At 68.0% G+C, this 12,249-nt stretch carries 11 protein-coding genes and 1 pseudogene; 6 read left to right on the forward strand and 6 right to left on the reverse strand.

Translation table 11 applies throughout. From position 1 onward, the window contains the following. Window positions 1–31: 31 nt before the first annotated feature. Window positions 32–379, reverse strand: coding sequence for a GFA family protein (locus DIE02_RS09195; protein ID WP_124486903.1), 348 nt, complete (start codon window positions 377–379; stop codon window positions 32–34). A gap of 152 nt (window positions 380–531) precedes the next feature. Between DIE02_RS09195 and DIE02_RS09200 the strand changes: the two genes are divergently transcribed. Further along, on the forward strand, window positions 532–777 hold the full coding sequence (locus DIE02_RS09200; RefSeq protein ID WP_124486902.1) for a DUF1272 domain-containing protein: 246 nt from the start codon (window positions 532–534) through the stop codon (window positions 775–777). A gap of 27 nt (window positions 778–804) precedes the next feature. Here the strand turns inward: DIE02_RS09200 and DIE02_RS09205 are convergent, their stop codons facing one another. Continuing rightward, on the reverse strand, window positions 805–1,524 hold the full coding sequence (locus DIE02_RS09205) for a FadR/GntR family transcriptional regulator (protein ID WP_260426203.1): 720 nt from the start codon (window positions 1,522–1,524) through the stop codon (window positions 805–807). Window positions 1,525–1,643: 119 nt separating this feature from the next. Between DIE02_RS09205 and dgoD the strand changes: the two genes are divergently transcribed. Further along, window positions 1,644–2,792, forward strand: coding sequence for a galactonate dehydratase (gene dgoD / locus DIE02_RS09210; RefSeq protein WP_124486901.1), 1,149 nt, complete (start codon window positions 1,644–1,646; stop codon window positions 2,790–2,792). A 139-nt stretch (window positions 2,793–2,931) separates the two neighbouring features. Here dgoD and DIE02_RS09215 read toward each other — a convergent pair whose 3' ends face one another. Beyond that, the gene (locus DIE02_RS09215; protein WP_124486900.1) at window positions 2,932–3,864 is read right to left on the reverse strand and encodes a CopD family protein; all 933 of its coding nucleotides are present in this window, start codon (window positions 3,862–3,864) and stop codon (window positions 2,932–2,934) included. Window positions 3,865–4,241: 377 nt separating this feature from the next. Between DIE02_RS09215 and DIE02_RS09220 the strand changes: the two genes are divergently transcribed. From DIE02_RS09220 to DIE02_RS09230, 3 genes and pseudogenes are all read left to right on the forward strand, one after another. After that, window positions 4,242–5,006, forward strand: coding sequence for a c-type cytochrome (locus DIE02_RS09220; protein WP_044844542.1), 765 nt, complete (start codon window positions 4,242–4,244; stop codon window positions 5,004–5,006). Between the two features lie 19 nt (window positions 5,007–5,025). After that, window positions 5,026–6,318 (forward strand): annotated as a pseudogene (locus tag DIE02_RS09225) (c-type cytochrome); the annotation flags it as partial. Window positions 6,319–6,392: 74 nt separating this feature from the next. Further along, a complete protein-coding gene (locus tag DIE02_RS09230) occupies window positions 6,393–7,838 on the forward strand; it encodes a DEAD/DEAH box helicase (protein ID WP_124486899.1) in 1,446 nt (481 codons plus the stop codon). On the opposite strand, the gene DIE02_RS09235 is transcribed toward DIE02_RS09230, so the two are convergent. From DIE02_RS09235 to DIE02_RS09245, 3 genes are all read right to left on the reverse strand, one after another. After that, window positions 7,835–8,341, reverse strand: a complete 507-nt coding sequence (locus DIE02_RS09235) for a hypothetical protein (protein WP_124486898.1) — start codon at window positions 8,339–8,341, stop codon at window positions 7,835–7,837. The genes DIE02_RS09230 and DIE02_RS09235 overlap by 4 nt on opposite strands. A 68-nt stretch (window positions 8,342–8,409) precedes the next feature. After that, window positions 8,410–9,237: a ferritin-like domain-containing protein gene (locus tag DIE02_RS09240; RefSeq protein ID WP_044846781.1), complete on the reverse strand. Its 828-nt coding sequence runs from the start codon at window positions 9,235–9,237 to the stop codon at window positions 8,410–8,412. Between the two features lie 314 nt (window positions 9,238–9,551). Then, window positions 9,552–11,192 (reverse strand): gamma-glutamyltransferase family protein, encoded by a 1,641-nt coding sequence (locus DIE02_RS09245; protein WP_124486897.1) that lies wholly within the window; start codon window positions 11,190–11,192, stop codon window positions 9,552–9,554. 223 nt (window positions 11,193–11,415) lie between these two features. On the opposite strand from DIE02_RS09245, the gene DIE02_RS09250 reads away from it, so the two are divergent. Further along, entirely contained in the window at window positions 11,416–12,195 is a 780-nt protein-coding gene (locus DIE02_RS09250) for a DeoR/GlpR family DNA-binding transcription regulator (RefSeq protein WP_044846783.1), read from the forward strand. Window positions 12,196–12,249 lie beyond the last annotated feature (54 nt).

Below are 12,249 nucleotides of genomic sequence, written 5' to 3' on the forward strand. Positions count from 1 at the left end.
CGGCCCGCGCGCTCATGCAACGACGCGCCGCTCAGTGCGAGCGGCCGTCGTAGTGCGTGACGGGCAGCGCATCGAGATCGACATCCTCGAGGCATCGCACGTTGATCGCGGCCATCGCCGTGCCGTCCGGATGGGTCCCCTCGGCGAACGTGTGGATCCCGCAGCGCTTGCAGAAGCGATGGCGGATCACGTGCTTGTTGAACAGGTAGGTGGCGAGATTGTCGTCGGGCGTGAGGAGCGTCATGTGATCGCGCGGCACGAACCACATCAGCGCGCCCTTGCGCCGGCAGATCGAGCAGTTGCAGGCCATCACGCCCTGCAGGTCGCCTTCCGCCTCGAACTTCACGTCGCCGCAATGACAGCTTCCGTGATAAAGCATGGTCGTCTCCCGGGGCGGCCCGTGCGCGTCGGCGGTATCCGGGCGGACACCGTTGGCCAGGCCAGTCCAAACGCGTACAGTAGCGCTCGCATGCGCCGCACGCAACGTCCGGCGGCGCCCGTCCCGACCCTCTCCGACCAAGGAAAACCGTCATGCTCGAACTGCGCCCCGGCTGCGAATGCTGCGACAAGGACCTGCCGCCCGATTCGGCGGAGGCGCGCATCTGTACGTTCGAATGCACCTTCTGCGCGACCTGCGCCGACGACGTGCTGAAGGGCCGCTGCCCGAACTGCGGCGGCGACCTGGTCGCGCGTCCGCGGCGGCCGGCGAGCCTGCTCGCGAAGTACCCGCCATCGACGGAGCGCATCGTCAAGCCGGGCGGCTGCGCGAACGCCTGACGGCGCCGCACCGCCCGTCCCTTTCCGTCACGCCATCTCGATCCGCGCGCGCGTCACCGCGAGCAGCGACGCCATCGCGCGGCGCGCGCCGTCCTCGTCGCGCACGCGGATCGCATCGCTGACGGCAACGTGCTCGGCGAGCGATGCGTTGTAGACGTGCGCCCGGCGCGCGTTCAGATGCAGCTGTGCCTCGAGCGTGCGATCGATCAGCGCGCCGAGCGGCACCAGCAGTTCGTTGCCACCGGCCTCCAGCACGCTCAGGTGAAAACGCAGGTCCGCACGCACCCACTCGTCGACGTTGCGCGCGGCGGCCATCGCGCGCGCCGCGCCATCGATCGCATCGAACGCTTCGGGCGTATGCGTGCGAGCAGCCAGCGCGGCCGCATGCGGCTCGATCATCTCGCGCATTTCCTGCAGCTTCAGCGCGAACGCGAGCGGCGGCGCGACGCGCGCGTACCAGTCGAGCAGGTCGGCGTCGAGCAGGTTCCATGCGCGGCGCGGCCGCACGCGCGTGCCGACCTTCGGCCGCGATTCGACCAGTCCCTTCGACGTCAGCGTGCGCAGCGCCTCGCGCAGCACCGTGCGGCTCACCCCGAACATCGCCATCAGGTCCGGCTCGCGCGGCAGCAGCGACTCGGGCGGATAGTCGCCCCGCAGGATCGCCGTCGCCAGCCGGAAGGCCGTCTGTCCATGCAGGTCGCGTTGAATGATCGTTCTCCGGTGATGGGCAACGCCGCGGCTGCCCACTATCTGCACAATAGTGCTATTAATACTATTTTTTAACGCGCTACGCTAGGATCGTCGTCACGTACTCGACCGGCGCCGCGTCCGCACGTCCGCGCCGGTCCACCCTGGAGACAAGCGACATGAAAATCACCCGCCTCGAAACCTTCGTCGTCCCGCCGCGCTGGCTGTTCCTCAAGATCGAGACCGACGAGGGCATCGTCGGCTGGGGCGAGCCGATCGTCGAGGGCCGCGCACACACGGTCGAGGCCGCGGTGCAGGAACTCGCCGACTACCTGGTCGGCCGCGACCCGCTGCTGATCGAGGATCACTGGCAGGTGATGTACCGCGCCGGCTTCTACCGCGGCGGCCCGATCACGATGAGCGCGATCGCGGGCGTCGACCAGGCGTTGTGGGACATCAAGGGCAAGCATCACGGCGTGCCCGTGCATGCACTGCTCGGCGGCCAGGTGCGCGAGCGCATCAAGGTGTATTCGTGGATCGGCGGCGACCGGCCGAGCGACGTCGCGAACAATGCGCGCGCAGTGGTCGAGCGCGGCTTCAAGGCGGTGAAGATGAACGGCTCCGAAGAGCTGCAGATCGTCGACACCTACGACAAGGTCGAGCAGGTGATCGCGAACGTCGCGGCGGTGCGCGACGCGGTCGGCCCGCACGTCGGGATCGGCGTCGACTTCCACGGCCGCGTGCACAAGCCGATGGCGAAGGTGCTCGCGAAGGAGCTCGATCCGTACAAGCTGATGTTCATCGAGGAGCCGGTGCTGTCGGAGAACGCCGAGGCGCTGCGCGACATCGTCAACCAGACCAACACGCCGATCGCGCTCGGCGAGCGGCTCTACTCGCGCTGGGACTTCAAGCACATCCTCGCGGGCGGCTACGTCGACATCATCCAGCCCGACGCGTCGCACGCGGGCGGCATCACCGAGTGCCGCAAGATCGCGACGCTCGCGGAAAGCTACGACGTCGCGCTCGCGCTGCACTGCCCGCTCGGCCCGATCGCGCTGGCCGCATGCCTGCAGCTCGACGCGGTCAGCTACAACGCGTTCATCCAGGAACAGAGCCTCGGCATCCACTACAACCAGGACAACGACCTGCTCGACTACCTGCGCAACCCCGAGGTGTTCCGCTACGAGGACGGCTTCGTCGCGATCCCGCAGGGCCCGGGGCTCGGCATCGACGTCAACGAGGAGAAGGTGCGCGAGATGGCGAAGACGGGCCACCGCTGGCGCAACCCGGTGTGGCGCCACTCGGACGGCAGCGTCGCCGAGTGGTGATGCCGAGGTGAGATGAGACGCGTTGCGCGGCGGGCATGCCGCGCATCGGCTTCGAGACGGCCGCCCGGCAGGCGGCCGTTCTTGCATCCGCAGCACGCGGCGCGCGGGCACCCGGCCCTGCGCCGCGCCGAGCCGGCCGTCAGCCGAGCGCCGCGAACCCCGGCACGCAGGACGCCAGCACGGCGGCCGCGACGAACACGCCGATCATCGTCAGCGCCTCGAGATGCAGGATGTTGCGGAACGTGTGCGCATCCTCGGTCGACGCGGTACGGCGCAGGCGCGGCAGCGCGGAGAAGCGGTTCAACCCGCCGAGCACGAGCGCGAGCGCGACGAGCAACAGCTTGAGCAGCAGCACGCGCCCCCACGTGCTGCCGTCGAGCGGCGCGAGCGCGCCGCCGAGCCCGCGCAGTGCATTGAGCACGCCCGTGCCGAGCACGAAGACGACCGCGATCACCGACGTACGCGACAGGTGCTGGCCGATCCGAATCAGCGCGCCGCGCGCGACCGACGAGCCGAGCACCGGCAGCACCGCGAGCCCGCCCGCGAGCACGAGGCCGCCCCACACCGCGGTGGCGAGCAGGTGCAGCGTCTGCACGCCGACCGCCGCGGACAGCAGGCCGGTATCGGCCGCATGGCCGAGCGACGCCTTGCCGCCCGCGACCACGATCACCGCGAGCCACAGCACCGCGTGCGCGACCGGCCCGTCCGGCTTCGCGAGCGCGACGATCGCGAGCGCCACGGCGCCGGCGAACGCGACGCTCCACGCGAAGCCCGCGTGGGTCTGCGCGAGCATGACGGGAATCGCGGCGAACGCACCGCCGAGCCCCGCGCCGCTCATCGCCGCGGCTTCGTACACGAGCCAGCCGAGATCGGCGAGCACGAGCGCGAGCGCCGCCGCGACCAGCGAATGTTGCGCGCGCAGCCATGCGGGATGCGACGGCGCGACGACCGGCCGCGCGCCGTCCTTGCCGAGCCACGCCTTGAGCAGCGCCGAGCCGACCGCCATCGCGAACGTCGCGTCCATCAATGCCGCCAGCGCGACCTGCCCGATCCACAAGCTGTCGATCCTCATCGCGCGCACCCTCCCGGGAACGGCCGGCCGGCGGCGCGGCGGCAAGTGGAACGACAGCGGGAAGACGGCAACGGCACGGTAAGGAACGTCATCGATGAATCCGGAAACGGGAGAAATGACTGGATCTGCGGCGGAGGCGGCGCCGCGCGACCCGCGAGTGTACGGTCTTCGATGGTCAAAGCGCACGCCGGTTCACACGATGCGTGCAGATAGCGCGTCAAATTGTCGCAAGTCGTAAACAGGCAGGAACCGATGACCTTTTGCCAAATAGCCGTCATTACCCATCGATGATAGAATGCCGCGTCGCAGCAGCCCGGCTGTCCTGCCGTCCATGCGCCGAGCCGATCGTAGCCCGGACAGGTCCCCGACGAATAAACATGGAGTCTCGTGTGTCTTCAAGACGCCTCTTCCGTCCGTTGCTTGCCGTTCTCCTGATCGGTGGCGCGGGCCTTATGAGCGCTGCCCAAGCGCAGACCAAGCCCACGGAGCAAGCGCACGCCCAGCAGGCGCCGCTCAAGGCACCCGATACGATGGCCGAGCGTGTGCGCGGCTGTACCGCATGTCACGGCGTTCACGGCCAGGGCACGGACAACGACTATTTCCCGCGTCTTGCCGGCAAGCCGGCGGAGTACCTGTACAACCAGCTCGTCAACTTCCGTGATGGCCGGCGCAAGTACCCGCCGATGAACTATCTGCTGACCTACCTGAACGACGATTACCTGAAGGAAATCGCCGAGCACTTCTCGGCCGAACGTCCGCCGTACCCGACGCCGGCCAAGCCGACGCTGCCGGCTGCCACGCTCGCGCGCGGCAAGCAGCTCGTCACGCAAGGCGATCCGTCGCGCAAGCTGCCGGCCTGCGTGGCCTGCCACGGCGCAGGGCTGACCGGCATGCAGCCGGCGATCCCGGGCCTCGTCGGCCTGCACGCCGATTACCTGAGCGCACAGCTCGGCGCATGGCGCTCGGGCAACCGCCACGCGAAGGCACCGGATTGCATGCACGACATCGCCGCGAAGCTTTCCGACGAAGACGTGACGGCCGTGACCGCATGGCTCGCCGCGCAACCGGCGCCCGCCAACCCCGTGCCGGCACCGGCGCGTTCGATGAAGACTCCGCTCGCCTGCGGCAGCGAACCGCAATAAGGCAAGGGAGACAGACACAATGAAACGCAAGTCCCTGTTTGCACTCTCGGCTGTCGCGATCGTCGCGGCCGCCGCCCTCGTGCCGGTCCTGTGGCCGGGCAACGACACGCTGCACGGCGCTGCCGCCGTCGCGGCCACGCCGGCCGACCAGGCCGCGCTGATCAAGAAGGGCGAATACCTCGCGCGCGTCGGCGACTGTATCGCGTGCCACACCGTGCGCGGCGGCAAGTCGTTCGCGGGCGGCCTGCCGATGGCGACGCCGTTCGGCACGATGTACACGCCGAACATCACGCCGGACGACAAGGACGGCATCGGCAAGTGGACGTCGGACGACTTCTACCGCGCGATGCACACCGGCCGTTCGAAGGATGGCAGCCTGCTCTACCCGGGCTTCCCGTTCGCGAGCTACACGAAGGTCACGCGCGCCGACTCGGACGCGATCTACGCGTACCTGCGTTCGGTCCCGCCGGTCTCGGTGCCGAGCCGTCCGCACGAACTGAAGTTCCCGTTCAACAACCGCAACCTGCTGATCGGCTGGCGCACGCTGTTCTTCAAGGAAGGCGAGTACAAGCCGGATCCGACCAAGTCGGTCGAATGGAACCGCGGCGCGTACCTCGTCGAAGGCCTCGGCCACTGCTCGATGTGCCACACGTCGATCAACATGATGGGCGGCCCGGTGAACTCGGCAGCCTTCGCGGGCGGCCTGATCCCGCTGCAGAACTGGTATGCGCCGTCGCTGACGAACGACAAGGAACTCGGCCTCGGCGACTGGCACGTGCAGGAGCTGTCGGACCTGCTGCAGGCCGGCGTGTCGAACAAGGGTGCGGTGTTCGGCCCGATGGCCGACGTCGTGCACAACAGCCTGCAGTACATGAGCGACGAAGATACGCGCGCGATGTCGACGTACCTGAAGTCGATCCCGCAGAAGGCTGAAGCGCCGAAGAACATGCAGTACGAGCCGTCGAAGCAGTTCGGCAACACGCTGTTCGACCAGGGCAAGAAGATCTACGCGGACAACTGCGCGACCTGCCACGCCGAAACCGGCGCGGGCAAGCCGCCGGCGTATCCGCCGCTCGCGGGCAACCATTCGATCGTGATGGAATCGGCGGTCAACCCGATCCGCATGGTGCTGAATGGCGGCTATCCGCCGAGCACGTTCAAGAATCCGCGTCCGTACGGGATGCCGCCGTTCGCACAGTCGCTGTCGAACCAGGAAGTCGCGGCAGTCGTCACGTATATCCGGATGTCGTGGGGCAACAACGGTACGCCGATCTCGCCGCAACAGGTGAGCGACCTGCGTTCCGCGCCCCTTTGCTTTTTTGCGACGCCGTTCCCCGCGCTGGCCGCGCGAGGCGTCGCCGATCATAAAACTCAAGAGTGGTATCTATGTCTTTCGAATCTCTCGGCCTGGCCGAACCGCTTGTCAAGGCGGTCAACGAGCTCGGCTACACGTCGCCGACGCCCATCCAGCAGCAGGCGATCCCTGCCGTCCTCGGCGGCGGCGACCTGCTCGCCGGCGCACAGACCGGCACCGGCAAGACCGCCGGCTTCACGCTGCCGATCCTGCAGCGCCTGCACACGTTCTACGCCGAGCATCGCGGCGCGAAGCGCGCGGTGCGCGCGCTGATCCTCACGCCGACGCGCGAACTCGCCGCCCAGGTCGAGGAAAGCGTGCGCGCGTACAGCAAGTACCTGAAGCTGCGCTCGACCGTGATGTTCGGCGGCGTCAGCATCAATCCGCAGATCGATGCGCTCAAGCGCGGCGTCGACATCGTCGTCGCGACGCCGGGGCGTCTGCTCGATCACATGCAGCAGAAGACGATCGACCTGTCGGATCTCGACATCCTCGTGCTCGACGAAGCCGACCGGATGCTCGACATGGGCTTCATCCACGACATCAAGCGCGTGCTCGCGAAGCTGCCGCCGCAGCGCCAGAACCTGCTGTTCTCGGCGACCTTCTCCGACGAGATCAAGTCGCTCGCCGACAACCTGCTCGATTCGCCGGCGCTGATCGAAGTCGCGCGCCGCAACACCACCGCGGAAAGCGTCGCGCAGAAGATCCACCCGGTCGACCGCGATCGCAAGCGCGAGCTGCTCACGCACCTGATCCGCGAACACAACTGGTTCCAGGTGCTCGTGTTCACGCGCACCAAGCACGGCGCGAACCGGCTCGCCGAGCAGCTGACGAAGGACGGTATCAGCGCGATGGCGATCCACGGCAACAAGAGCCAGTCGGCCCGCACACGCGCGCTCGCGGAATTCAAGAACAGCACGCTGCAGGTGCTGGTCGCGACCGACATCGCCGCGCGCGGGATCGACATCGACCAGTTGCCGCACGTCGTCAACTTCGACCTGCCGAACGTGCCGGAAGATTACGTGCACCGGATCGGCCGCACGGGCCGTGCAGGCGCGACCGGCGAAGCCGTGTCGCTCGTGTGTGTCGACGAGAAGCAGCTGCTGCGCGACATCGAGCGGCTGATCAAGCGCGAGATTCCGCAGGAAGTGATCGCGGGCTTCGAACCCGATCCGACCGCGAAGCCGGAGCCGATCCAGCAACGCCGCGGCCAGCAGCCGCGCGGCGGCGGCGGTGGCGGCGGTGGCGGCAATCGCCAGCCGCGTGCAGGCGGCTCGGGCCAGCCGGCCGCGAAGCGCGACGGCAATGCGCAGCCGAAGGCCGCGAAGGCGGCCAAGCCGCGCGCGGCCGGCGGTGCGAGCGGCAACGCCAGCGGCGGCGGCCGCCCGTCAGGCGGCAACGGCGCGCGCCCCGCGAACGGCAACGCCGCGCACGCGAACCGCAACCGTTCGTCGCGCAGCGGCCAGCGCGGTCACTAAAGCCGCGCGGCCGCGCGCCGCAGGTGCTCGACCTGGCGCTGCCAGCGCGCGAGCACCTCGGCGCGCGCCTCCCCTTCCAGCGCAAACGTGACGCCCGTCGCGAGACGCGCATAGCCGACCCGCTGCGCATCGCCGTGCGCGATCGTCGCAGCGAATCCGGCAAGGCCCCCGAAGTCCCCTTCGAGCGGCTCGATCCTCAGTTGTGCCTGAAAGAATGCGCCGTCCGCGACGAGCGTCAACGCGGCCGCGCGCCGTTGCGTCAGCGCACGCGCCGCGCGCGATTGCGGCCAGAGCGCGAGCAGCAGCGTATGCGCGTCGCGCGCGTGGATCTCGCCGACGCTGAGCAGCGTCGTGCGCAGCTGGCCGTCGTCGGTCGCGACGATCAGCGATGCGGCGAAGTCGGCATGGCGTTCGAGCGCGGTGCCGTCGAACAGCGCAACGACGGCCGGCGGCCACGCGTCGAACGTCCATTGTTCGAGCGCGTGGCGATGGAAATCGGTCATGATGGCGGCCCCGGTGAAAAGCAGATGATGATCGCGCAGCATACGCGCGCCGGACCGCGCGGTGACGATCAGCGCATGAACACGTGCCGCGTGATCTTCGTCAGCGGATAGTGGACGCTCGGCTGGATCTTCGCGGGCAGGTCTAGCGGCTTGAGCAGCATCTTCACGCACATGTCGGCCGACAGGTTGCGCCGCACGAGCGAGCTGATGCGCGCGGCACGCTCGCGGTTGTATTGACTGTCGCCGACGCGATCCGGGTAGCGGACTGCGAACACGTGGCGCAGCGCGATCTCGGAATCCTCGTTCTTGATTTCCATCACGCGGCGCATCAGCGCGCCGAGCACCGCGAGACGGCCGTTGCCTTCGAGCTTGTTGTACTTCTTGAAGAACTTGAAGAAGTGCTTGTAGTGACGCACTTCGTCCGAGCGGATGTTGTCGGTGATTTCCTTCAGCACCGGCTCGTCCGAGCATTCGTTGATCGCGCGATAGAGCGTGGCCGTGCCCGTCTCGACGACGCAGCGCGCGACCATCTCGAGCGCGCGGGTCTTCTCGAACGCGTCGACCGAGCAGGTCTTCGAATACTCGGCGAAGAAATTCGCGAACGCGGTGTCCCAGTCGAACTCCGGCCACACGTGCGCGATATACGCCTTCAGCGCGCGCCCGTGCTGCAGTTCCTCGTGCTCCCACGCATTGTTGAGCCACGCGGACACTTCCGGATCGTCGTTGAAGAACTCGCTCAGGTTGCTCGTGTAGAGATCCGAGCCGCTTTCGATGAACGACGACGCGCACAGCAACAGCAGCAGATCCTCGTTCGCGGCGGCGCGCTGACGATCGATCCGGTTCAGGTCGATGTCCTCGATACGCCACGGCATGACATGCGTCGTTTCAGTAGGCATGGTGATGCGCTCCCAGTCGTCGCGCGGCAGGCCGGCCCCTCTCTTCGCACAGGCCCGGCGTGCCCGCAGGCGACGTTTTGCTTGCATTTATTAGTGGATTGGTCCGGCCGAACCATGCTGGCATCTTAGCCGGACTTTTATGTTCGTGCTTCAAAGCACTGACCATGCCCGCCGCGCGCAGTTCCGCCGCGCATGTTGCGGACCGTTAGATGAGTTGTTCGAACCGGTTGCGCGCGCGCGACGGCATGCGCTGCATCCAGGCAAAACGGGCGGCCATCCGGCCGCCCGTCGGGCACAACGCTGGAAGCGTTCCGTCAGAAACCGGCCGCAAGACCGTCGCGACGGCTGTCGCTCGCGGCCACGTAGCCGCGGTCGGGATCGTCGCGATCGAGACGCCACACGAACTGCCCCGAACCGAAATCCATGTAAGGATCGTCGATCGACTTGATCGTATGGCCGCGCGCGGCGAGCCCGTCGACCGTCTCGCGCTTCATCGTCGACTCGACGTCCAGCGTGAAGTCGCGATTGACCTTCCAGCGCGGCGCGTCGCAGGCGGCCTGCGGCTGCTGCCCGTAGCCGAGCATGCGCACGACGGTCTGCAGGTGGCCCTGCGGCTGCATGTCGCCGCCCATCACGCCGAAGCTCATCACGGCCTCGCTGCGGCCGTCGACTTCCTCGGTGACGAACGCGGGGATGATCGTATGGAACGGCCGCTTGCCGCCCGCGACGACGTTCGGCGACGCCGGGTCCATCGAGAAGCCGTGCCCGCGGTTCTGCAGGGCAATGCCGGTACCGGGCACGACGAGCCCCGAACCGAAGCCCATGTAGTTCGACTGAATGAAGCTCACCATCATCCCGCGCTCGTCCGCCGCGGACAGGTAGATCGTGCCGCCCGACTGCGGGCGGCCGGCAGCGAAGTGCGTCGCGCGCGCGCGATCGATCAGCTTCGCGCGTTCCGCGAGATACACATCGTCGAGCATCTGCGCGGGCGTCACGTCCATCGCGCGCGGATCGGCGACGTAGCGATAGACGTCCGCGAACGCGAGCTTCATCGCCTCGATCTGCAGGTGCTGCGAGTCGACCGAATCGACCGGCCATTCGCTCAGGCCAGCCTGCTCGGCGATCCCGAGCGCGATCAGCGCGGCGATGCCCTGCCCGTTCGGCGGGATCTCGTGAATCGTATGACGGCCGAAGCGCTTGCCGATCGGCTCGACCCATTCCGGCCGGTACGCGCGCAGGTCGGCTTCGGTCAGCGCGCCGCCGCCTTCGCGCGCGAACGCCGCGAGCTGCGCGGCGAGCGCGCCTTCGTAGAACGCGCGCGGGCCGTCGTTCGCGAGCGTGCGCAGCGTCTGCGCGTGGCCCGGCAGGCACATGCGCTCGCCGACGTGCGGCGCGCGCCCGCGCGGCATGAAGGTGTCGGCGAAACCCGGCAGTCCCTGCAGTTCGGGCACCGCGGCCGCCCATTTGTGCGCGACGATCGGCGACACCGCATAGCCGCGCTCGGCGATCTCGATCGCCGGCTCGAGCAGATCCGCGAACGGCAGCGAGCCGAACTTCGCATGCAGCGCTTCCCAGCCCGCGATCACGCCCGGCACCGTGACGGTGTCCCAGCCGCGCGTCGGCTTGTTCGCGATGCCGTGCGCGTCCTCGCCGTGGCGCTTGCGGAAATAGTCGGGACTCCATGCGGCCGGCGCGACGCCCGACGCATTCAGCCCGGACAGCCGCGCGCCGTCCCACACGAGCGCGAACGCGTCGCCGCCGAGCCCGCACGACACGGGCTCGACCACCGTGATCGCGGCCGCGGCGGCCAGCGCCGCATCGACGGCATTGCCACCCTTCCACAGCATCCGCAGCCCGGCCTGCGCGGCGAGCGGGTGCGACGTCGACACGACGTTGCGCGCGAATACCGGGATGCGGGTCGTCGGATACGGGTTGTGCCAGTTGAAGCCAGTCATCGGTTCCACCTCGTCGAAAGCTGAATGAACGCGCCGGACGCACGACCGGCATGCGCGGACAGTCCGCCATTGCAGCGCGATCCGCGCGATCGCACAAATTCATTTGTCACATGAATCCATGTACTTTCCGCATGAATTCCGGGCGGTGATGCGCCGCAGGCCGGTCGAACGCCCTTCCCGCCCTTACAATACCCGCTCCGCCTCACGATCCGACCGCCGAGCCATGACCCGAGATCCCCGCCTCACCCTCAACGCGCGCCAGCAGGAACTGCTCGAATGGGTGCAGCGCGACGGCTTCGTGACCGTCGACGATCTCGCCGCGCACTTCGCGGTCACGCCGCAGACGATCCGCCGCGACGTGAACTGGCTCGCCGACCTGAACCTGCTGCGCCGCTACCACGGCGGCGCGAGCCTGCCGACCAGCTCGGAAAACGTGTCGTACACCGCGCGCCAGCGGATGTTCCATGACGAGAAGCGGCGCATCGCGGCGCTCGCCGCGTCGCACATCCCCGACCAGGCGTCGCTGTTCATCAATCTCGGCACCACGACCGAGGAAGTTGCGCGCGCACTGAATCGTCATCACGGGCTGCACGTGATCACGAACAACCTGAACGTCGCGTCGATGATGAGCGGCTATCCCGACTGCGAGGTGCTGATCACGGGCGGCATCGTGCGGCCGTGGGACAAGGGCATCGTCGGCGAGCTCGCGATCGACTTCATCCGCCAGTTCAAGGTCGACTACGCGATCATCGGCACGTCGGCGATCGAAGCCGACGGCACGCTGCGCGACTTCGACACGCGCGAGGTGCGCGTGGCCGAGGCGATCATGCAGCATGCGCGCACGGTCTACCTCGTCGCCGATCATTCGAAGGTCGGCCGTCCGGCGCTGGTGCGCCAGGGCCACCTGAGCCAGGTTCATGCACTCTTCACCGACAAGCCACTGCCGCCGGAGATGGCCGACGCGGTGGCGAACGCGGGCACCCAGGTGTACGTCGCGGAATGACCCCGCGGAATGACCCGCGCGATGCTGCACCGCACCTGAAACTTCAAGTGAAAT

The organism is Burkholderia sp. Bp8991 (assembly GCF_003853795.1).
In the GTDB taxonomy this organism is placed as follows: Bacteria; Pseudomonadota; Gammaproteobacteria; order Burkholderiales; family Burkholderiaceae; genus Burkholderia.